This window comes from Leptolyngbya sp. FACHB-541 (assembly GCF_014695875.1).
Classification (GTDB): Bacteria; Cyanobacteriota; Cyanobacteriia; order Elainellales; family Elainellaceae; genus JAAUTN01.
On record NZ_JACJPC010000070.1, the window covers coordinates 17,315 to 38,372 of the forward strand.

Annotated in this window: 18 protein-coding genes and 1 pseudogene; 7 read left to right on the forward strand and 12 right to left on the reverse strand. The window is 46.2% G+C overall.

Annotated features, from left to right (window positions below; genetic code table 11):
* Position 1: 1 nt before the first annotated feature.
* From H6G00_RS15675 to H6G00_RS15705, 7 genes are all read right to left on the reverse strand, one after another.
* Positions 2 to 547, reverse strand: coding sequence for a hypothetical protein (locus H6G00_RS15675; protein WP_190797465.1), 546 nt, complete (start codon positions 545 to 547; stop codon positions 2 to 4).
* 7 nt (positions 548 to 554) lie between these two features.
* Complete coding sequence (locus tag H6G00_RS15680) at positions 555 to 1,718, reverse strand: ATP-binding protein (protein WP_190797466.1); 1,164 nt, start codon at positions 1,716 to 1,718, stop codon at positions 555 to 557.
* The gene (brxC, locus tag H6G00_RS15685) at positions 1,715 to 5,275 is read right to left on the reverse strand and encodes a BREX system P-loop protein BrxC (RefSeq protein ID WP_190797467.1); all 3,561 of its coding nucleotides are present in this window, start codon (positions 5,273 to 5,275) and stop codon (positions 1,715 to 1,717) included. Before brxC ends, H6G00_RS15680 begins: the two co-directional genes overlap by 4 nt.
* Before the next feature lie 14 nt (positions 5,276 to 5,289).
* Positions 5,290 to 5,874: a DUF1788 domain-containing protein gene (locus H6G00_RS15690; protein ID WP_190797468.1), complete on the reverse strand. Its 585-nt coding sequence runs from the start codon at positions 5,872 to 5,874 to the stop codon at positions 5,290 to 5,292.
* A gap of 23 nt (positions 5,875 to 5,897) precedes the next feature.
* Positions 5,898 to 6,491: a DUF1819 family protein gene (locus H6G00_RS15695; protein WP_190797485.1), complete on the reverse strand. Its 594-nt coding sequence runs from the start codon at positions 6,489 to 6,491 to the stop codon at positions 5,898 to 5,900.
* Between the two features lie 130 nt (positions 6,492 to 6,621).
* Complete coding sequence (locus H6G00_RS15700; protein ID WP_190797469.1) at positions 6,622 to 7,533, reverse strand: ParB/RepB/Spo0J family partition protein; 912 nt, start codon at positions 7,531 to 7,533, stop codon at positions 6,622 to 6,624.
* Positions 7,517 to 8,155, reverse strand: coding sequence for an AAA family ATPase (locus H6G00_RS15705; protein ID WP_190797470.1), 639 nt, complete (start codon positions 8,153 to 8,155; stop codon positions 7,517 to 7,519). Before H6G00_RS15705 ends, H6G00_RS15700 begins: the two co-directional genes overlap by 17 nt.
* Before the next feature lie 144 nt (positions 8,156 to 8,299).
* Here H6G00_RS15705 and H6G00_RS15710 point away from each other — a divergent pair, with 144 nt between their 5' ends.
* Positions 8,300 to 9,352 carry a PDDEXK nuclease domain-containing protein gene (locus H6G00_RS15710; protein ID WP_190797471.1) on the forward strand — a complete coding sequence of 351 codons (1,053 nt, stop codon included), beginning with the start codon at positions 8,300 to 8,302 and terminating at the stop codon, positions 9,350 to 9,352.
* 134 nt (positions 9,353 to 9,486) lie between these two features.
* The gene (locus tag H6G00_RS15715; RefSeq protein WP_190797472.1) at positions 9,487 to 10,086 is read left to right on the forward strand and encodes a hypothetical protein; all 600 of its coding nucleotides are present in this window, start codon (positions 9,487 to 9,489) and stop codon (positions 10,084 to 10,086) included.
* A 3-nt stretch (positions 10,087 to 10,089) separates the two neighbouring features.
* On the opposite strand, the pseudogene H6G00_RS36670 reads toward H6G00_RS15715, so the two are convergent.
* From H6G00_RS36670 to H6G00_RS15735, 4 genes and pseudogenes are all read right to left on the reverse strand, one after another.
* Positions 10,090 to 10,236, reverse strand: a pseudogene (locus tag H6G00_RS36670) (hypothetical protein); the annotation flags it as partial.
* Positions 10,237 to 10,385: 149 nt separating this feature from the next.
* Positions 10,386 to 11,615 carry an FAD-dependent oxidoreductase gene (locus H6G00_RS15725; protein WP_190797473.1) on the reverse strand — a complete coding sequence of 410 codons (1,230 nt, stop codon included), beginning with the start codon at positions 11,613 to 11,615 and terminating at the stop codon, positions 10,386 to 10,388.
* Positions 11,616 to 11,618: 3 nt separating this feature from the next.
* Positions 11,619 to 13,589 carry a hypothetical protein gene (locus tag H6G00_RS15730; protein WP_190797474.1) on the reverse strand — a complete coding sequence of 657 codons (1,971 nt, stop codon included), beginning with the start codon at positions 13,587 to 13,589 and terminating at the stop codon, positions 11,619 to 11,621.
* Between the two features lie 572 nt (positions 13,590 to 14,161).
* Positions 14,162 to 14,344 carry a hypothetical protein gene (locus H6G00_RS15735; RefSeq protein WP_199318517.1) on the reverse strand — a complete coding sequence of 61 codons (183 nt, stop codon included), beginning with the start codon at positions 14,342 to 14,344 and terminating at the stop codon, positions 14,162 to 14,164.
* Between the two features lie 424 nt (positions 14,345 to 14,768).
* Between H6G00_RS15735 and H6G00_RS15740 the strand changes: the two genes are divergently transcribed.
* From H6G00_RS15740 to H6G00_RS15755, 4 genes are all read left to right on the forward strand, one after another.
* On the forward strand, positions 14,769 to 15,056 hold the full coding sequence (locus H6G00_RS15740) for a hypothetical protein (protein WP_190797475.1): 288 nt from the start codon (positions 14,769 to 14,771) through the stop codon (positions 15,054 to 15,056).
* A 52-nt stretch (positions 15,057 to 15,108) separates the two neighbouring features.
* Complete coding sequence (locus tag H6G00_RS15745; RefSeq protein ID WP_190797476.1) at positions 15,109 to 15,429, forward strand: helix-turn-helix transcriptional regulator; 321 nt, start codon at positions 15,109 to 15,111, stop codon at positions 15,427 to 15,429.
* Between the two features lie 73 nt (positions 15,430 to 15,502).
* Complete coding sequence (locus tag H6G00_RS15750; RefSeq protein ID WP_190797477.1) at positions 15,503 to 16,159, forward strand: hypothetical protein; 657 nt, start codon at positions 15,503 to 15,505, stop codon at positions 16,157 to 16,159.
* On the forward strand, positions 16,156 to 16,854 hold the full coding sequence (locus tag H6G00_RS15755) for a hypothetical protein (RefSeq protein ID WP_190797478.1): 699 nt from the start codon (positions 16,156 to 16,158) through the stop codon (positions 16,852 to 16,854). Before H6G00_RS15750 ends, H6G00_RS15755 begins: the two co-directional genes overlap by 4 nt.
* A gap of 141 nt (positions 16,855 to 16,995) precedes the next feature.
* Here H6G00_RS15755 and H6G00_RS15760 read toward each other — a convergent pair whose 3' ends face one another.
* Positions 16,996 to 20,715 (reverse strand): NACHT domain-containing protein, encoded by a 3,720-nt coding sequence (locus H6G00_RS15760; RefSeq protein ID WP_190797479.1) that lies wholly within the window; start codon positions 20,713 to 20,715, stop codon positions 16,996 to 16,998.
* Between the two features lie 74 nt (positions 20,716 to 20,789).
* Between H6G00_RS15760 and H6G00_RS15765 the strand changes: the two genes are divergently transcribed.
* Positions 20,790 to 21,011, forward strand: a complete 222-nt coding sequence (locus tag H6G00_RS15765) for a transposase family protein (RefSeq protein ID WP_206757013.1) — start codon at positions 20,790 to 20,792, stop codon at positions 21,009 to 21,011.
* Positions 21,012 to 21,058: the final 47 nt, after the last annotated feature.

The window sequence follows — 21,058 nt, forward strand, 5'->3', positions numbered from 1 at the left end:
CCTAAATGCCTCCTGAGACAGCGGTTCCAGTCAGTCTTTTAATGGGCCATTCAGGAAACATTGCGTTCCAGCTATCAACTGACAATACTAGGCAATCTTGTATATGTTTACGTTTCCACGCTTCGTAGGCTTCACAGCGAATATCAGCCAATAACCGATCTTTAAATCCAGTGAGAACTGCTTTCTGATGATTTGCATCGAATGCATCAAGCCCAATTAAGACAACATACTTAAATGGTTTACTATCCTGCTCCATAAGATGCAAAAAGGCGTATGAATCCCTAGCTTTGGGTGTCAATTCTTGCGTCAAAACAGAGTTATCCAATAATCGCTTTAAGTAACTATTTCGTTCACTATGAGGAGATTTTGAATGCGATGGATCTTTAATCTCAACAAGTAGTACATCTTTTTCCCTTTCTATAACGAGATCAACAAACTTCATTCGAACAGGTAGTTTGACACCTTGTCTATCAAGTTCGCTCCACTCAAGTTCGTCAGGAAAAGAGAAAAGTAGTTCTGCATTGGTTTCTGCCTTGTATGTTTGCATTCTTTTGTTACTCCAATGCTCTTCTTACATCTGCATCGTAAAGTTCAGCAAATGTATCCGAAATTGCTGATTTACTGATCAAGTTGTAATCGTCCATGCTTTCTATCCTGATCTCCTGAGATTCAGCATCTCGATAAAGTGCATGGAATCTCACATGATCTTCCTTGCCCTTGTCCATTAGTAAGTCAAACCATTTGAGCAAAACATAATCATGCGTTGCAAGTATAATTTGCTGACCATTTCGAGATAGCTCCAATAGAACCTGCACTAAATGCTTCATCATCTTGGGATTTAGATTAGATTCAGGTTCATCCCAGAACAATGGACCACTCACACCAGGGTTCAACGTTCCGTTGCAGAGTAATCGATGGAGTATCCCGATCTTTCTAAAACCTTCAGCAGTCATACTGCTGGCGTACACTGGATCCTTGGTCGGTTTAAAGCGAGCTACTGTAGAATCCTGATAGCTCTGAGCATGTTGACCTTTGGGTCGATCTGGATCAGCTTTCTCTTCATAGCTCCCAGATTGGAAGTAAAAGTCGCCACCTTCCCAGCAATATTTTCCTCCTATAAGGTTAACTAACATGGGAACTATAGAGCTAAACCGTGGGTCAAGGGCAAGTTCGGCTTCAGGGTCCTCGTAGCTGGGACGCATAAGGTTTGCTACAAGATCAAGGTAGCTAGCGTCAAAGATAAGCTCGACAGTTCTTGGATCATGCTCTTTATTGCTTATGCCCTTGATCAAGGAAAGAACTTCTTTCGTCGGAATATAAATGGCTGCTGACTGATATTCACTGCAATCAGTACTATCTTGAATAGTTAATGCTTTCGAATTGGAATGAAAAGAAAGCTTTAATTGCCCACCCAATGCAAAATGAGCTTGCATTTGAGCATTTTTTTTGGCACCATAGCGGCGCAGCTTGCCAAGTTTTCCCTCTATAGGCGTAAAGAGGCGCAGCAATTTGGTTGTAATCGCTGTCTGGATCTCGGCTTTGCTGGCATCTGGCTTGTCTTTAAAGATAGTTGCACCTGCACAAAGGCTATAGGCAGCTTTAAGCAGATGTGTCTTTCCAGTGCCGTTATGACCAACAATTAAGTTGATTTTTGGCGAAAAATCGACCTCTAGTTTCGTAAAAACAGTAAAATCTGTGAGTTCGAGTCTTGTAATCATATTTGAATCCTCTTCCCACTCTGAATCTCTGCGAGTAAAGCTTCCCGCATAGCAGCTAAATAGCGATCTACATCTGCTTCGTCAGCTAACCATGCTTTGTCAAATGGAACCCGCACAGATTTGCTAGAAACATATTCAATTTTGGGTTCTGCGACTGTAGTTCTTGCATCTGAGGTGCTAGCACCGCTGTAAGAGGTAGAGGGTGTTGTATCGGTCGTTCCTCGATCATCTGCGGGAGAAGGAACAGACTGTGCCCAAGTGGTCATTCGTGACAGCAACTGCGGATACTCAGTTTCCTCAAATTGTCGTAACGTGTCGCGAATTACAGCGATGAGTTTTTGCTGGGCGATCGCAGATTCAAAAGCATCGAACGGTTGGGTCAACTGCTGCTGCTGTTGCGGCGTAAGAACAGAAAACTCATCCATGCTACACAAACGGCTTCTCAACATATTCGCCGCTGTTTGTGCCTCAGTTATTTCCAGAGCAATTTGGGCTGATACCGTGGACTCTAGAGAGTCGATCAGCGCCTTCAACTGCTGCATTCGATTTCCCTTGAAGCATTCTGGATCGGCTAAGGCTGCAACTACTTGCCCAGACTCATCACCACTGATATAGGCAAAATTTGGTTGCTGAGCTTGTACAAACTTTGTAGCATCATCAAAAATCCCCTTCTGCGGTCCATTCATGAACTTGCGAACTGGATCAATCACCTTCTCCTTCAAATCAAGAAGGGCATCTTCTTGTCGAAGTAACTCAGTGAGATACCAGGTATAGGGTTTGCCACAAATATCCTTAAGCGTGTTGAGTACTGGAGTTAGAGCGCTAAGGAATGGGTATTGAGACACTTGAGATGCTAGTGGCGTCAAAGAATATTTCAGTTCCTGACATGCCACACCTGTTTCTTTCCCTAAAGCCTTGGCTTCCCCTGAACTAGGTGGGGTGTCAAAAAAGTCGGCATAAAAATCTTTTAGATTGCGAACCTGGGATGCCGTAAAGTCAACCTGCGGCTCAAGAACGACATTGCCATGTCCATGGGAGTTACGAATTGCCCGTTCCAAATCCTCATCTTCTAGAAGGTTTCCATCCGTTCGCAGTTCTACTTTGCCTCGGGCGCAGAGTTTTGCCAGGTTACAAAGGATTGCAGCGTAGTACCATCCGTAGGGCTTGCGCTCAAATCGCTCCAGCAAAGATTTCAGAGTAGTGCGAACACCCCCTCGATGATTGCTTTGAATAAAGGCAATTATTTCTTGTTCAGACTCTGCCAAGCTTGTAACATCACTACCAAACAAACTCTCTTGGGAGTGGTTGAGGCAGTTACTAATATCAGGCTCAGTATAGACAACCCCCCGTAGCATCCTTAGATTGGGATACACTCTTGTAATCAGTTCGTGAAATCCTCTGACAATACGGCTTTGAGCATCCTCACCTCCGATTTCAAGCTCTGTGCCAGAAACAAAAAGCTTTGCTTTACCCAACAGTCTTTGCAACAGTTTTTGCAGTTCGATATAACGTTCCCGGTTGTAAAAACCCTTGTCCGTTAGAATTCGCTTAATTACTTCCTGCTGGGTTACAGACATATTCTGCTTAATGTACTTCTCAGTCCGTTTGTACATTAAGATGTCCCTGACCAGAAGGTCGTCTGGTGGCATCACCACCAACAGTTCATCTCGTCCCATGCTTTGCATTTGCAAAACAGACATTTTGTCTGCATGCTCATGGAAAGGGGTAATGATATGAATGGCTAACTCATACTCTCGACTTTGAAGGCGATCGTCGAGCTTTCGAGAGTACGAGTAGTCCTGCCCATTATTGTCGTAACGAATCTTTCGAGCCTTAATGATGTGGTCGAAAATGAGCTTTTCTAGCTCCTCAGCAACGTCGGATGCTTCTACCTCCGTGTTCTTAATCTCCTGCTCAACGTCTTTCTCCTCATCGGTTAAATACTCATACATCTCACCATTGCGCTGAATGTAGGTCTGCTGCTCTAGAAGGCTGAGTGCTTCCTCAACTCGCTTACGTAATTGGGTTAAATCCTGTTCAAAGCTCTCCAGCATCAAAACACATAAATTTCGCAGCGTCGGCTTAAACTCCTTGACATACTTGACCAAAAAGAGTGTTTTCAGCAGACGAATGGCAAAAGGACTGTCAAGATGGTTTTCGGCTTGTAAAACGGAGCGTTGAATATTTGATTTTAGTGTGGTGCGGATGCCCTCAAACATAAGGTCAAAGGTTGCGAGCCGCCCTAGATCCTGAGAACCAATTCGAATCGCGACATCTTGAAAGACACCTAGCATTGAGCGCTCACCGACAGAGCTATGTTTACCTTCAAAGGCGTTATGCTGGGACAGGCACTTGATGGCTGCCTGAAATAGCGCGAATTGGTAAGGGATAAAGGGATAACTATGGATGAAATGCTCCTGATCCTGAAAGTTTCGGTAGGTTTGTGAGCCGTCCGCAAAATCAAACAAAGTCTTGAAATTATTGACTTGATTTCGATAGACATCCGCAAGTAGCGTTGTACCCGCCCCATTCTTCGCCAACAAGCGCTTCTGGATAACTTCTGCTACATCCTGGCTGGTTAGCTTCATGCGATTTGCAAACCGAGCTTGGATCTTTGTAAAGTCGTTACTTTGCTGATGACCCATCTCCCCAATTACCGCATCCATGTCTTCTTGGGCAGTAACAATTACCCAGGCCCGCCCTCGACACTTAGTTGCTAGACTCTCTGCAATGGTTTGCAGATTAGTCATCAGTTTCACGTTCTCAGCGATGTATTGCCCAACCTCATCAACAAAAAAGTTCAATCGAAAATTGGGTGCTTGCTTGTCTACAAAGTCCTTTACCTGTTCTGCAAAGTCCTCAATAGACACTTTGTACTGGCTTCTGTATCTATCAAGAATTCCGGCAGCAGAATCCTCTGCATCACCCGTAACTTTTGAATACGCTTTTGCAATATTCTTGCCTTCTAGCAGTGCTTGTTCCCTACCCCTGTGCCAGGGTCTACCTGCAACAAGTTGATACTCTTCCTTAAAAGCATCGTACAAACCGCGACTATCAAGATGGCGCTCAAACTGGGCAATATGTCCTTGCTTGCCATAGTACCCACACATTTCATCGAAGACTTTTACAAAGACCGACAGTAAGGCATCGAATTCAGTCTTGCTAATTACATCAGCCTTCTGGTCAATATTGAACAAAATACTTTTTGATGGAATGGCAACAGCTCGTCTTAAATTGCCCCGAAGGACTTCATTGTGGTTGCACTTCGGTAAAAACCAATCAATCGCAGGCGTTCCCTCAATTTCCCGATTCTCCAGCAACAGTGCCAGCATTTTCAGGAGGTGAGACTTGCCAGATCCGAAGAAACCTGATAGCCATACCCCATTAGCCCCCTCATAGCCAATGTATGCGTCTAGAAATGCTTCAAGTCGCTTCTCTACTTCACGGGTTAGGATGTATTCCTCAAGTTCTAGCCGGAGACTCACCTCATCATCTGCCTTGATAACCCCCTCAATTGGGCGATCGACAGGTTTCTCGAAAATAGTGCTTAGCATCATGGTGGGTTTCCCGCTTAGACTTCGCAGTGAAAGATATTGAAGGCTCGGTAGTATTTGTCGTCGTGTAGTCTGCCAAAAAGATCAAGGGATGCACCAGATTCTAAGGAATGGGTGTAGTCACCCGGAAAAAACATAACGGTTGGCTTTTCCTTAGCTGTACTTTGCAGGTTGTTCAACACATTGTGGGAACGGATGTACGGAAAAACCTGTCCCACTCCTGATATGAACATCACATCAAACTCAGTGCTTTTGATCTGGCTTGCAACAGCAGGAACCAAATGAGTTTCTGGATCAAGGACACCCTGTAAAAGCTCCTTCAGTTCAGCTTTTGAAGTAGACTGCTCCACATCAAGGATTTGCTCCCAAATCTCCCGTTCTTTCAACAGCTTAACCGAGAGATCGTAGAGATTAATTTCTAGGACTCTGACCCCAGACTGTTCCAATCGATTGACAAGTTGCTTTTGCAACTGTTCCATTTCAACGGATTCTTCAGGCTTGAATGGGCAGATGAAAAACGGCACCTCATTACCCAATCCCTGCTTCTGAAGGAAGCGTTTCCCAGAGATAACAGAGAATAAGTGATGAAATCGTTCTTTCATGTTGTTTTTATCTATGACCAAGTTCATTGTGCCCATTCTTTAAGGTCAGATTCGAACGCTGGAAAAACCAAAATATCCTGACGATTCTCCTGAGAAATAACGTTAAGGAGTTGGGGACTAAGCAGGGCCGCGTTGATTATGTTGTTAGAAGTTAGAAGATCTGCCTCTCTAAGCATTTTGAAAAGAGTCTGGCGTGTTTTCGTTCTTGTTGCTGGCTTAATCTGGTCTAATTCCTCATGCCATTCAGACTTTTTATTGAAAAAGAAGTCAAAGTCATCATAATTGAGCACAAACTGCAAGCTGATATACTTCTCCCTAACGATTTCTACAGCAAAATCTGCAATGAATTTGTAACGGCGGCAAACAGCTAGCCATAAAAGGTAGCCTTGATCTTGGGTAGACCCATGAACTAGCAAATCAAGCTGCGCTGCGCTAAGAGTCCTCAACCTAGAGCAAACTTCCCTACAAACTCGTTTTGAAGTGTTTACAGTTCGGGACTGTAAAAGATTTTTTGAGAGAACTACGGTTCGAACAAGACTCCAGTCCTGAAACTCCAGGAACAATTCGGCAAGCTTCACTGATTCCTGATGAAATAAAGTGCCTGTTGTAAACGACATGCTATATTTCACCGTTCCCCTACCTAAATCCAATTTGTTTCTACGCGCTCCACTGCTCTACTTGCTTTCATCCACTTATTTACCTTGTAGGTACTCATGACTTCTAATCAAGGCAGCTATCTAGCAACAATTAATCAGTATTACTAACCAGAGTTTTGAGATCTGCCAATATTTTTTCTAGTTTTCGCTGTTTTTTGGGATCATCCCATACCTTGGATTGCTTCGCCTGACGTAAAACCTCATCAATTTGACTCCTTAGAGAAGGCTCACTATCATTAGTCACTTTGGCAGCCTTGAGGATAGCTATCTTATCTTTAATCTGACTTAGAGATAAATCTTGAGCTATTGCCTCTCCTAAAAGCTCCTTGCGTTGGTCGTCGTCCTTCACACGGGCGATCGCCTGCGCCTTGGTATAGGCAATCTTTCCGCTCTGGAGAGATTCAAGGATCTCCGGTGGTAACCGGAGAAGAGGCAGTCGGCTAGTTACAAAGGACTCCCAGGTAATCGTCCCCACCTCGGTAAAAACAGCCTGAACTGATTCAGCTTCTGAGTTAATCAAAACGTTTTGATTAACTGTGCCGATCGCCTCATTTCGCATTTTATAAAGGAGAGGGGGAACGTCGAGCGACGGAATTTTGAGCCTGAGAGCCAGCAATTGCAGAATTCCCTCCGTCTCCTCAACAGGGTTTAAATCCTCACGCTGTAAGTTCTCAACCAGGGCAAGCTGTAGCGATTCTTCATCACTCAACTCCCTAATCGTGACGGGAACGGAAGATAACCCCACCTCCTGAGCTGCTCTAAACCGCCGTTCTCCAGCGACCAACTCATACAATCCCTTTTTCTGGGAGGGGCGTACTAGGATGGGTTCAAGAATGCCATGTTGCCGAACCGATTCCGTAAGCTGACGGAGTTTTTCAGGGTCAAAATAACGGCGGGGCTGGCTTGCGGGTAAAATAATTGATTCAACTGGAAGGCTCTGTTTATCTGAAGTAGCCTCAGGCTCAAATTGCCATTCATCCTTCAAACTATTTCGCCTTGGCATAACTTATAGCCTCTTCAAACAAACTGTCATAATCTTTTGCAGCGGTTTTTGCAGCTTCTCCCGTCATCGTAAAAACTGTTGCTGCCTGTCCAGGTGCATCGGCGATCGCTTGCCGTTGGTGAATTACTGAATCCAGCAGCACAAACCCTTGAGTCTTGCTCAACGCTTCTTGAGCCTCCCTCATAAGCACTGTTCCCCGTGACGCTCGGCTGAGAAACATCGCTGCTTTGGGTGCACCCTTCCGAATCTTCTGCGCTTGGTGAACCAGCCGGACAATATCCTTGGCTGAGAGGAGATCCAAGTTAGAAGGCTGAACTGGGACAATTGCCAAATCTACGCTGAGCAATACAGACTTAGCTGGCTCCCCCAAAACAGAAGGAGAATCCACAACAACGGAATCATATGCCTCAGATAGCTTTCCGATCTGGTCAAACAAGTCATCGGGATCGTCAATTACAACAGAAGGCATATTTAGCTTCTTGAGCCACTGACTGGAACTCATCTGACCATCCGAGTCAATTAAAATCACACGTTGCTGCTTCTGAGATAGCCAGTACGCTAGATGGACAGCCGTCGTTGACTTACCACATCCCCCTTTTCTGTTTAAAACGCCAATGAGCATTGCTATTCTGATAACCTCTTTGCTCTTTATGATGCCAGGAATCGTATCTCCGGTGCACTCAAAATCTTGCCAAGTTTAAGCCAAATGTATTGGGATCATGTCACGATAAAGGACTGAACCACAGCTTTTCAGAGTACTACTTTCGTGAGCGATCGCTGGCTTTCCCTGCCCCAGGACTACGATGATTTCCTAAATCGACTCAAAGAGCGCATTAGGACCGCTCAAGTTAGAGCGGCGCTGGCTGTAAACCAGGAGCTAATCCACCTGTACTGGCAGATCGGGCGATCGATTTTGGAACAGCAGCAGAGCGAGGGGTGGGGAACTAGGGTTGTCGAACGGTTGGCAAAAGACCTGAGGAAGGAATTTCCAGAGATTAAAGGATTTTCCCGCTCCAACTTGGGCTATATGAAGGCTTTTGCAGAGTCCTACCCAGATGAGGCAATTTACCAACGCAGCGTTGGTAAATTGCCATGGCGGCACAACATTGCTCTTCTCGACAAGCTAAAGACTCAAGAGCAACGGCTCTGGTACGCAGAAAAAACCATTGAAAACGGCTGGAGCAGGGATGTCCTAGTCTGGCAGATTGAAAGTAATCTCTTCGGACGGCAGGGTAAGGCTGTCACCAATTTCGATCGCACATTACCTAAACCACAGTCAGACCTAGCACAGCAGCTAACTAAAGATCCGTACAATTTTGAATTTCTCTCGATTCAGGGCGATGTACAAGAGCGTGAGTTAGAGCAGGCGCTGGTCAAACATATTCGAGACTTTCTAATAGAACTTGGCATTGGGTTCTCTTTTGTGGGCAGCCAGTACCACCTTGAGGTTGATGGTGAAGACTTTTACCTCGACTTGCTCTTTTACCACCTCAAGCTGCGTTGCTTCATTGTGATCGATTTGAAGATGGGAGAATTCCAACCGGAATACTCTGGCAAAATGAATTTTTACGTGTCAGCAGTGGATGATCTAATGCGCCACGAAACCGACAATCCAACAATTGGGCTGATTCTTTGCAAATCTAAGAGAAAGACAAAGGCAGAGTATGCCCTGCGAAACTTGAATACACCGATTGCCGTGGCCACTCACCAGCTACCTGGCAAACTTCAGGAGAACTTACCCTCCATTGAGCAGTTAGAAATGGAAATAGAGGCAATCGCCTCAGATATCGAAGAAAGTCTGCCAGAACAGAGCGAATAGCGTTCGGCAAAGCTAACAACAAGCAGAACTATAGTGCGGGAGGGATTTCTAGCCTGCCTTATTCAAAACCCTGCTTCTATACTCAGAAGATAGAGGAAGTATTTTTGCTTCACGGACAGATGGGAGGGAAAAACATGGCGCGGGGATTTGGAGTCGTACAACCGAAGCAGCGTAGTTCTCGGAAATCTGCATCCCAGAAACTCCAGAAGAAGCAGACTGACTCCCAACAGCGCAGCGTAGAAATTAGAGAAGAGATCGAAAACTTCTTAGAGCAAGATAGACACAAGAACCCTGACCAACACACCTTAGCCTGGCTAGCAGGTGTCTATAACCCGTTGGGCGAAGGGGCAGAGGACAACGCTCGATTCTTGGAGGCAGACGAAGAGGAATGGCTGTTCCTTGCCAAAGAGGTTGGCTGGCTCCAGGTTGAAGATGAACTTGACGCAATTTACTTCACTGCTCCACCACCAAACTTCGACCCAGCCCAAGCTGACTGGTATATCCGCCCTGACCTCACCTCCTGGTTGGAAGAACCCGAGTTACTGGGAGAGGCGATCGCCAAGTATCCCATTTCTGCCGAACTGATGAGAGCCGCGATCGCACGGTATACCAAACCTCTAGGATGGAATGCCGAAAAGATAGAGGCATTTATTCGAGAGACTACTGGTCGCCCCAGCACAGAGATGGCGATCGCCGACTGTACAATCGTTCTACTTGAGCTTGGACGACTCTAGCTGTCAAGTTCCAATAGTTTTTGGAAAGAGGAGTCCCGTTGAAATGCCATTCCGAAAACTATTGGAATCTAACCCTAGCTCTAAGTTAACTCCTGACCTTAGCTTAGATAGGATATCCTCAGCAGCCTGCTTTTCAGCCTCCTTTCTCCCACGCCCTTTTTCTTCCCCGTACTCTTTGCCATTGACGGAGACCTTCGCTCAGTACTCCGGTGCGTGGTCTGAACCACCCACACGCTCTGTTCAAACTGGGGGAATACAGCTCCAACCTTGTCCTGCACCCACTCCTGAAATCGATTCTTTTACTTCAATTGCCACAATCGAGCAGGTGAGAACGCAAGTGGCAATTGGGGCTGCTGTCCTGTAATTAATTGGGCGATCGCCCTGCCTACCCCAAAAGCGATCGGCATTCCATGTCCGGTGTAGCCCGCGATGATGTACTCACCGGGGTAGCCCGGTAGCTCACCCACGAATGGATTATCATCCGGGCTAAACCCCATGATGCCGGTCCACTCCTGCCCAATTTGGACATTGCGTAACGCTTCAAAGTGATCTGGTAAAAATGTCCGTAGTCCTTCGCTAACGGCAGGTTCAATCTGGCTGTCGTCTTCAACGTTCCACTCGTGGGTGGGCGATCGCCATCGCATTCCACCTAAAACAATCCGACCATCAGGACGTTGCAAACAGTATTCGTAGCCGTGATTAGTGATCCAATCAAAATCCCACAACGGTGGTACGGGTTCTGTAACGATGACCTGTCCCCGCACAGGCACGATCAGATCCTTCAGGACAGGGCGCAGATGACGCACATAGGCATTGGTTGCATGAACCACGAATTTTGCTCGAATCTCACCCTGTGGAGTGCGAACTATTAAACCATTCCGGCTTTGCTCAACGGCTTCAACGAGTGTCCCGGTTTGGATATTGGCTCCGTTTTGCATCGCGACACGGGCGATCGCCACGACTAACTTGGTGGCCCAGACCTGAGCATGTTCTTTGTAAAGGAGTCCTCCCAGAAAACGTGAACTCTGGGTGTGATGCATAGCCTGCTCTTTGTCCCAGAATTCGACATCAAACCCTGAATCCCACATCAACTCAAATGACCGCCGTTGTTGCTCAACCTCCAGCGCGGTCAGTGCCAGCGATGCCAGAGAATTGAAGTGGAGGTCGCAATCAACCTGATGTTGGTCAATAAACTGATGCACCAGTTGGACGACGGTTTGGGTGAAGCGCCAAATGGTGAGCGTTTCCTCCAGCCCATGAGTGGCGATCGCATCGGCAAAGTCTTTGTTCGTACCAGGTGCTAGATGTCCTCCGTTTCGTCCAGTTGCACCTTCCGCTAGCCCTCGCCTCTCCAATAACACCACCTCGACACCCAGTTCACTCAGCCAGTAGGCAACACTGACACCAGAGATGCCTCCACCAATCACCACCACGTCAGAAGCGGTGGGCAACTGAGGTGTACTTTGCAAATTCCGATTGACTGAATCTGCAAGCCAGAAGGAATCAGACAAGGGTTGAAGGTTTTCCATCCTTTAGCGGTTTTGATGTAGCTGTTTCAATTGTCGCAATAGCAGGACTAGCTCTCTTAGACTCAGCTCAGAGTGTCTCTTCCCGGCAAAATGTTGGGCAACCCAAATCGCTTCCTGGGCTGCAATCCAACCTAGTCGTTCAACCTCAGACTCGATTGCACTCAGGAGCGCCTGCACAGATGGAGATGAAGAAGTGGTTGAGTCCCCTGACATCGCAGAACCGACAGAGGCACCCTGTTCACCTACAGCTGGGGCAGACGTAGGTGGTGGATTAATCTCCGACAATTCCAGGGATTGCTGAACGAATTCATCCCGAACCCAAGGGCGATCGCCCTGCCGCTGCTGCGTCTGGCGGAAGTAGTTTTCATCCGGTGGAGGTTGGGTTGAGTAGGGGTTGGATTTAGCCCTCTGGCGGTTGGCAGCAAGCTTGCTCAGAATCTCCCGAATCAGTGAGGGTCCTGGTTCAACCACCGGATCACCCGCAGATTCAGTGGGTTGTAGCTCCTGTGTAGGTTGAGAACCGTCTGAAAAATCACCTGTGGATAACCCCCCAGACCCCCCAACAGCCAGAAGGTCGATCTGACCTGCCTCCTGCGCTTGAAGCGCAGAGGCAGGCGGGCATAAAAGCTTATTAGGAGCGATAGGGTGGTATTCCTCTCGTGGTAAGAATTCTGGGCGATCTGAGTTCTCTAAATCCGGCTTGATAGGGTGGTATTGCTCATCTAGTAAGGGGTTTAGGTTTTCTGGATGCCATAAATCACGGTTTTTATCGAGTGTTGTGTTGCCGATTCTGTAGCTTCGCAGGGCGTTTCTTCGGGCTGTGGTTTGGGGTGGTAGGACGTTCTTCTCAACCAGGTCGGCGATTGCTTGTTTGATCCGCTCTCTTGCTTCTTGCGCTTGCTGCTGATTCCAGGTTGGCTTTTTGGGTAGAAGCTGGTGGTCGGACTGGTTCTCCAGGATTGGCTTCTTTGAGCCGTAGGGATAGTATCGTCGCTCGGCAGCTCTTGCCCAGGACTTGGCTAGCTCTTCAACCTCATGCTGGTGTCCGCAGAATTCGTCGAAGCCTGGCAGGGAACGAATGACTTCGGCAATTCTGGTTGCTAAAGCTTCACCCTCTAAGGGACTGCCTCCATGAATGGCGTGGTAGAACACCCGTTCACGATTGGCAGCTTTAGCAAATAGCGGTTGGGTCTGTCCTGGACCTGTGAATCCATCTCGTAAGTCGTTGCACAGGTCGCTGTAGTATTTCTGCCCAGAAACCTTGAGCTTCTTGCTGTAGTGCTTGGGCGCTGCAGTTTGTAAAACTCGTTCAACTCCCTGGCGAGAGACAGAGTTCTTACGCGCTGCAAACTGCCACTGCTGGACAAAAGTAGACTGAGCGGTGAAAATTCGCTCCCATTCCTGATTCAGTAGATAAGATCCCTGCTGAAGTGGCAGTCTGTGCCCGCTGTAGTTAATTTGAGCTTCAGAGAAGGGTTTGGGGTTTGGGAAGATTTCAAGCTGTCCGCCCTGAAACTTGAACCCTTTGTTCTGTAGCAGGGTTTTGGCAGCCAGGGCGAGCGCCCATGAGGTTTGAGCTTCCTCAAATGGGAAGTACAGGTGCAGCCCACCGCTATTGGAACTCGTGACGGCTACGTAGCTCACTAGCCCCAGGGGTTCCAGTGCCTCAACCATGCTCCAGATAGCAAAGGGATCTTGCCGGGGGTGGTAATAGCTCCGAATGTCAATGTCGAATAACAGATAGTTCGTGGTTGGTCCAAACCGAACCCCAAATAGATAGGCTCCCTGTTTAATCGTGCGATCGCTCAAAAGATGCCGACTTTCGGTCTTCCATGTAGGGCGCTTACCGGGTTCAGGGTGTTCTGCCCAGAGGTAATCGCCGCGATGGGGAAAAAGTTGAAGAAAATCGTCGTTCCACTCTCGAACGAACTCGAAGCGTTGTGGAACAGGGCGTTGTGCAGGGGAGGCAATCATGATTTGCCTCCCCGCCAATTAAGCAAGGAGAAAACGTTTCTCATAAGAATCTCCGATGAGTGACTTTTGGTTGTAGCGAGTTAAAAAGTCACCGGAGTTGCTTACCAGACAAGCAAAAATTGCATAAAGAATCTTACTGGGACTTGCAACTTGATCCCAAAATGCTAATATTTACTTGCATGGCAAAATCTCGTCATGCAACGATGGATTTGCCTAATAGGCTTGTCCAGGCTACATACCGATCAACACAGCGGCAGAAAGTTTTCCACGCTTACCTCACCGCTTGTGTGCCATAAACTCGGTGACTTCAATGAATACTTCGTGCGACCCCTGACTGGTACCAACAGTTGGGGGTTCAAACGTTTTTGGGCACCCTCCTTATCAACTTCCTACTCCTATCAATAACGAACCTTTAACTACGAATCTGGCACGTCACGCAATAGTACAAAAGAACTATTTAGTAGTGCCTTCCCGTTATTTTATTGAGTCTACCCCCTAGATATAGGTTTTTGAGGATCAAAAAAGCTCAAAAAGGCTCAGAATTTCAACAATTATTCCAGCCGCTAGTAGCCTTACTTTTCCTTTTCCTTTTTCGGGAGGTATTTTTCCCGAAACTTTTCCTTCACTGCAATTTCTACAAGAAATGCAGCGAGGTTGGCTGTTGGTCTTCCCTCGCCTTCTGCCCATACTTCGAGGTCATCAAAGATGGAGTCAGGCAGGGTGATCGTTGTACGTTTGCTCATTTCAGGCAGCATAGATCCTCCAGCAAATATTAGCTCCTTCGTGCTAAAAAAAGATTGATTGCATCTTATTAGCACTAATACTATGCTATTTATGCTGATTATATGCTATTCCTTTGTGTGAGGCTAAGTTCTATGAACAAACAGATCTCTCCCGCCCGCTTCCCTCCCGAACGAGTTGCCGGAAGATCCACCACCCAAATTTCAACTAGGACAGTACAGGTGTTGTGTGCCCAGCTTCGACTACGGGAGAATCGTTGGAATTGTGTATGGCAATGAGGCAAGCGTGAAGGCTAAGGGGCATCACTATACGCTCGCATAGGAGTATCTAAGCCAAAGAAGAATGAAGACCACAAAAGCTTACCGATTCAATGACAGCAGAGCTTTGAGATCGTTACGTAGCTACATCGTCATCACCCATTGATACAAGCAGATTGCTATGGCAGAGACCTCAACTTTATTTACCGAATTCTCTCTACCTCTACCCGAGCAGTTTCCACACAGTACCTCTGCGCCTAAGTTCAATCTAGGAGACCAGGTCTGCTGGAATCCTCTACCCAGTCAAGACTTTGGCACCATTGTTGGGTTGCAATATGCTCCAGCCAGTCACCTGAAAGCTTGGTCATGGCGATATCTTATTCTCCTCTCCCCTGCTAGCCCCTCTCGTGCCTGGGTTCAAGCTGACCTTGCCTGGGAGGACGACATTCGCCTGCCAGAATTTCCCTAACAACCCTCGCCCTCATTCAGCCTGCTGCTGTTGCTTTGGAAGAAGAACCACGATGAGTCCTCGCAACTTGGGACAGCATGAACTAAGACTGTTCCACTTCTACACCCACTGTCAGCTGCAGATGTCCCATCTTGATTTTTATGCCAAGTGGGATGTCACTCATGCTCAGATGGCGCAGATCTGTGGCTGCTCTCAACCCACAGTAGACCGCTGGTTTGCCGGGTCGGGCAACTACCGTCCGCCTGAACCTCTCTATTTACGTCGTCTTGCCGAGATGGATTTGCTTTGGGAGAAATATTACAAAGTTCCCCTCGCTCTCAGGCGACATCTTTGCCCGATGCTGCGAACCAATGGGAAAGAACCCTCACCGTGATAGGGAAGGTTTGCATTGTGGGAGTCTGGAAATCTAGTGTGAGGGTTAGTCGCCCGTTCTCATCCTCCACCCTATGCCGATTCAAATCCATCTAGAACGTCGCTGTTGCCAACTCTCCTCGCTCGAACAGTCTCTCGCTAAAGCGGCGGCGAGCCGGTATACGATGCGCTTCCAGTTGCAGTCCCGACTTGCGGTTAAGCCGATGAGCTACAGCTTAGCTGCTCCCTTGCAGATTGAGGAGAACCTCTTGAAACGGATGATCACTAAGTACTCTGAACAGTTGGTCTATCGCCCCCTGGAGGAACTGCAATACTGGTTTACTTACTCCTGTGGGGCTTTTTTGGAACCGGGCTATCTTCCCTTGTTCTATAGCCGCACTGAGAACAAGGTGGTAGCTCCGAATAAGAGTGCCGTGGCAGGGATTGGTGAGGGGATTGCGGGATTCTTAATTCAGCGGCTCTACGGGTGCCGCAAGCTTGCCCGCCCCAATCACGACTATCCCGATATTGTGATGGAGGGCGACGGCAAGATCTATCTGGTGGAGTCCAAGGCGACGACTCAGTCTATTGCTGAGGTTAAGCAGGTGATTGAGGAAGAGTTGATTCGGATGGCAGCTTATACGTCTGCTTGTGCTGAATTAGATGCTCAACCGGTCGTGGGGATATTGGTGGGCACAGCATTAATCAGCGAGAGCCAATACTATTGCTACCTGACAGAGGTGGGCGGATGAGATTGAAGGTGTTGTCTCAGGAAGAGTTCGTGTTGCAAAACGTCGTGGCGATCGCCCGTTGCTTGATGCAGCGAGAGGTCGAGCAGCACAGTAGCGGTCTGGAGTTGAGCTTAGTCGAGTTAGTGCGCGAACAAATGCGAAGTCTGTCACGGGAGAGGAAAGGCGATCAGGAAGCGAACTTATTAGAAGCAGCGATCGCCATTGTCCAAAAGCAGGTGCAGGGGAGATTGCAGGAGGATAGTGTGCAGTTCAACTTTGATTCTTACTTAGCGAGTGTGCGACGGACGTTAAAGTTTCCTGCCAGAGAAATCGCCCAGTTGGGGGAGCGGTTGAACCAGTCGAGGGAGATGCAGCGCCTGGGGGAGCGAAGGCGCTGGATGAGCCAATCTCAAGTGCCGTTTGAAGTGACAGAGGTAGGGCTGCAAGGGGCGATCGAGGGGTTGTTTGCTTTTCCGCTAACGGAAGTGTGTGTTGTCGATGTTGAGCAAGTTCAATCTCCTTATCAGGTGAAGGGAGAGTGGTTTCCTTTTCTCGTGACGGCGGAGTCTCTAGAGTTTGTGGTGGATGATGACGGCAGCATCTTTGTTGCAACCGAGAACTTGCCTGAACGACTGATGGAACTGGCAGGAGAGGGGTTGGTGGAGCTGGCAAATCAGGTGTATAGGCATCCTAGAAATCCACAGCAACTATTCTGACTCTTCCCCTTCCTCTAGCACTCGCTTTGTGACTAGCTAACTTAATGGCTACCGATAAACCGGTTGTGTTGCAACAATATAAATCAAGGTAACGTTTGTGGGTTTAGAAAGGCGAATGAATCCTGTTAGGATGAAAAGACATTACTGAGAACAATTAGAAGAGCTAACAAAGTAATCATAGAATTCTGGGTAGGGAAGCTGTTCTGCACAGTGTAATGCGATCGCATAACAGCTAGCGTAGTTGAAGGGCTTTTTGTTAGAGTCTGGTTGCAGATTGCCCCTTATACTGCTAACAACCTGTTCAAAATGTTCTTGAGTTGTTAATTCTTTTAATCCTTGCAACCCAACCAGTTCGGGTTGTAAATTGTTGGGATTAGGAAAACCCTCAAATTCTACCTCTAATTGTGCGTTGAAAGAAAAACTTATCCCGTTTAGTGAACCAATTAATTCATTAATGTTAAATAATACCTCAGAGAATATATCTGTATTCAACCAATTAATAAGTAGAGGGATAATTAATGAGGACTTAAGATGACTTGAATGCAGATTGACAATGGCACGATATTTACAAATTAAGTTGCTGCTATTATCGAGTAAGTAATTAAAACTTCTGATGGCTTTATTTCTGTTCACTTCTAAGGTACTAAAGAATAGAATACTTACCTCAAGCAAAGTTTCCTTGTCAGTGCTGCTCAATATTTGATTGAATTTTGATATAGCTCTCGAATTCCTGATCTTATTTGATATAAAAAAATTTATTAATTTGGCTTGTTCTAATTCATCTAGTACCTCAAATATACTGAGAACTACATCAACAGCTTGAGAGGAAGTTTTTTTGTCCAAGAGAAAGTGCTTAGCTATATCAAGTTGAACTCTAGGGTAACTTGAGTTATTCATTAAGTGAATAAGGATTTTACGTGCTTCTAAATTGTCAGTACCAATTCTGTCAGTTAAATTACAAGCGATTTTAACTTGTACAGGTTCACTAAGAGTAGTTAAATCCCAAGAATTAATAGCTGTTAATGCTTCTTTATGCAAATTTAGAACTAAAAGGTGCATAAGAGCATCAAGCCTTTCATCTTCATTTTGGCTAGATCTAAACAACTCTATTAAAGTTTTGACTCCTACGGAATGACGTGGGCTAACATCACATAAGCTTCGAGCAATGGAAAGACGCAGGGATCTATCTGGAGCAGTTGGTAGTAATTTCTCTAATTTGCTTCTAGCAATGGTGTTACCAGGATCAAGCTTTCCTAGTAGGGAGGCGATCTCCTGACATTTCTCTATTGCCTCATTGTTTCTGCAAGTTCTTTGCTTTCTGAGCCACGAACATAAAGCATTGGTAAATTGCTCTGTATTTTCAAAATCATCGTCTAGTTGTAATCGGCTAATATCATTAGGTTCAGAATGTTGAATGAGTAAATTTATTGTGTCTAGGTTATCTGGAGAGAATCTGAAAAGATTTCTAGAAATAATTATTTTTTGGGCTTGAGCTTGAGTGCATTGCAGTTCTTGTTGAAGTCTATCTACGATCACTTCATGATCAATACCTTGACTTCTCAAGATTCTATTAATTGCTTGATATAAATACGATCCTTCATCGTTTTTTAAGCTCTCGCTTATAACCTCAACCGTTTCTATCGTTCCAGTGCAGAATTTATATAGACTAACCAGAGCTTTTTGGCGGAGTTCATCGTCAGAATCAGTCTGAGCTAAATTCGTCAACGCGATCGCAGCATCTAAGTTGTTCTTGCCAATTTCACCAAGTAACTCAACAATTTTCAACCGCATACCTCTAGACTGATTTGATGCCAGTAGTTGCAGCAAGATAGGAACTGCTAGGTCAAGATTTGTCTCGCTAAGAGCAAGTCTTGCCTTTTTAGCGATCGAGTAGTGATGGCTGAGACTCTCTTTAAAAATTTCTTGGCTACGGACACAAGACAAGTCTGCTAACAGCTTCTTGAGCAATATGTTTTCGGACGCTTCTTCAAGAGTTTCCGTTAGGTCGGGATGCAGTGCCCACTCAAGCAATTGCTTTATGATTTTTTCTGACACAGCAGTATTTTGTGGTTCAAATTCGGCAATCCCTGCTGCTGCTAAACACCAAGCTTGTAAATTGTAGAAGCCGCCACAACCATCATTAAAGTCTAAAAGCTTTTCTATTAATTTCTCTTTTTCTACTGCTTCCACATCTTTACGCCCAAGCCACAGGAGGAACACCTCCTTCCACTTGGGGTCAAAAATTCGGTATGGGTGAGCGCCCCTCTCGGTTCTCACAGGGCAGTCGATGTGCGAGTTTGGTAGAAAAAAGCTCCAGCTATCTTCCTCTGGTGTTTCTGCATTGATCGCGATCGCAGCAAAGTATTCCTGGAAAGTAGGATGCCAAAATGCGTACACTTCCTCGTATGGCCTTTCTGCGGCGTTCCCAACTGGATTGAGCCAGTTAAGGTCAATAATCAATTTTAGAAGGTCTAGTTTTGTAGAAAAAACTCTTTCGAGTAAACCGCGACGGATGCGGAACCTTGAACTATTTTTTTCAAGGGCTTGTAGGGCTAACTGCCCCAGAGCGTGGTGTAAATCTTCTTTCTGTTGCTGACTAACACAGTACTGGTCTTGCTTCCAGTAATAAAATGCTTTGACGAATTCTGCAAAAAGTTCAGCCTTTGTTTGGGAAAGTTCACCCTCCTGAAATTCCCAGAGGCGGCAGAGCAGCGTGAGGCGCAACGGGTTTCTAATTAAATCTCGGAGTCGAGAGTTTCTAGGGTTCCTCAACTGAGTTTGTAACTTTAGTCCGCGTTCCGAGTTAGCTTTCCACCATTTGTTGATAAAGGTATCTATTGCGTCCGTAGTGGTAGAAGTCGTACTCAGATCGAGAATTTGGTACGCATTGTAGTTTGAGAGAAGGTTCCAGTTGTTATTCCAGTGAGAAAGGCGACAGGACAACAAAATATGGGCTTGTCTGATCCAACTGATCGATAAGTTCTTGGAGAGCGAGATCATCTGTTCTATGTCGTCTATCACCAACCAAACACGATGACGGGAGAATAATTTTGCCAGAGCCTCCTGCATTTCGACGGAAACTTGTGTCGTCGCAAGGGCATTTTTAAGCCATGTAGTTGTCAGGTAATCTTCTAGAGATTGCTGCCCTAACTCACCGGAAGGCACCCAAATCACGATGTCAGCTTGCTCGCACTCAAAGATGCTATGGGCATACCATTGTAAGAAGGTAGTCTTGCCAGACCCTGCTTCTCCAAGAACAATAGCTCGAACCTGTTGTCCAGATCTTGATGTTTCCACTGTGGTGCGAAGGAAGGTTTTAGGAGAGAATTGTCCTTCTTGGGAGTTTGCGGGACTATAGAAGGTAGAGCCTTCTTCAGGCTGAACCCCCAAAGGTTGTTTTGGAGCCTTTTTCCACTTGGCTAAACCTATAGGTACGAGGCTGTCATTCCAGTCAAAGCTAGAGCCGATACTTTTCAGTAGAGGGTTAGAGGTTATACCTCGGATTCCTTCTAACTGGAACCGGTAGAGTTGACGTGCTGCTAAAACGAGTTTCTGCTCAACGCCTATAGGCTCTAATGATTCTTCATCTCCTGATGCTGCACATTCTCTAGTAATTAGAGTGTCAAGCTCATCATTAGAAATCTTTAAAGCTAACCCGATCTTGTATGCATTCTGCAACCGAATCCCGTCTTCTTTCAAGAATCTTTTAACTGTGCCTGCAGATACACCAGCCTCTTCAGCAATAACCTCTATGGTCACTGCTTTTTTCCGCTCTCGGCTTAACTCCGCTTTTGCCTTTTCTATACGATCCAACCCAGATTTGGATAGCCGAACACTTCGTGAGGCATACTTCTGTTTCATGATTTCAAGCTGTAGATGCTACTACTAACAAGCTTATTTCCAATCTGAGAGGTGCAGGCATACTTAATCCGGGTTTGCACAAGGAGTATGACAACATTGAGATTTCCCATGAGAAACTGAGAGAAGGCGGTCTAAGTGAAGAACAGAAACAGGAAAATCGGGAGAAAAGCAGTCGGCGTGTACGATGTGAGAATGCGTTTGCGGAAGTGAAACGATACAGAATTGTGGGCGATCTTTACAGAAATCGTGTGACTGATTTTGATGATCGTTCGATGTTGATAGCAACTGGGCTATAAAACTTCTATTTGGTAGTTGCCTAACTCAGATGGAAGTGATAAGGAAA

What these genes read in the sequence shown, in the direction of transcription:
- H6G00_RS15675 (WP_190797465.1), bottom strand. Translation starts at nt 547, where the DNA reads ATGCAAACATACAAGGCAGAAACCAATGCAGAACTACTTTTCTCTTTT.
- H6G00_RS15680 (WP_190797466.1), bottom strand. Translation starts at nt 1,718, where the DNA reads ATGATTACAAGACTCGAACTCACAGATTTTACTGTTTTTACGAAACTA.
- brxC (WP_190797467.1), bottom strand. Translation starts at nt 5,275, where the DNA reads ATGATGCTAAGCACTATTTTCGAGAAACCTGTCGATCGCCCAATTGAG.
- H6G00_RS15690 (WP_190797468.1), bottom strand. Translation starts at nt 5,874, where the DNA reads ATGAAAGAACGATTTCATCACTTATTCTCTGTTATCTCTGGGAAACGC.
- H6G00_RS15695 (WP_190797485.1), bottom strand. Translation starts at nt 6,491, where the DNA reads ATGTCGTTTACAACAGGCACTTTATTTCATCAGGAATCAGTGAAGCTT.
- H6G00_RS15700 (WP_190797469.1), bottom strand. Translation starts at nt 7,533, where the DNA reads ATGCCAAGGCGAAATAGTTTGAAGGATGAATGGCAATTTGAGCCTGAG.
- H6G00_RS15705 (WP_190797470.1), bottom strand. Translation starts at nt 8,155, where the DNA reads ATGCTCATTGGCGTTTTAAACAGAAAAGGGGGATGTGGTAAGTCAACG.
- H6G00_RS15715 (WP_190797472.1), top strand. Translation starts at nt 9,487, where the DNA reads ATGGCGCGGGGATTTGGAGTCGTACAACCGAAGCAGCGTAGTTCTCGG.
- H6G00_RS15725 (WP_190797473.1), bottom strand. Translation starts at nt 11,615, where the DNA reads ATGGAAAACCTTCAACCCTTGTCTGATTCCTTCTGGCTTGCAGATTCA.
- H6G00_RS15730 (WP_190797474.1), bottom strand. Translation starts at nt 13,589, where the DNA reads ATGATTGCCTCCCCTGCACAACGCCCTGTTCCACAACGCTTCGAGTTC.
- H6G00_RS15735 (WP_199318517.1), bottom strand. Translation starts at nt 14,344, where the DNA reads ATGCTGCCTGAAATGAGCAAACGTACAACGATCACCCTGCCTGACTCC.
- H6G00_RS15740 (WP_190797475.1), top strand. Translation starts at nt 14,769, where the DNA reads ATGGCAGAGACCTCAACTTTATTTACCGAATTCTCTCTACCTCTACCC.
- H6G00_RS15745 (WP_190797476.1), top strand. Translation starts at nt 15,109, where the DNA reads ATGAGTCCTCGCAACTTGGGACAGCATGAACTAAGACTGTTCCACTTC.
- H6G00_RS15750 (WP_190797477.1), top strand. Translation starts at nt 15,503, where the DNA reads ATGCCGATTCAAATCCATCTAGAACGTCGCTGTTGCCAACTCTCCTCG.
- H6G00_RS15755 (WP_190797478.1), top strand. Translation starts at nt 16,156, where the DNA reads ATGAGATTGAAGGTGTTGTCTCAGGAAGAGTTCGTGTTGCAAAACGTC.
- H6G00_RS15760 (WP_190797479.1), bottom strand. Translation starts at nt 20,715, where the DNA reads ATGAAACAGAAGTATGCCTCACGAAGTGTTCGGCTATCCAAATCTGGG.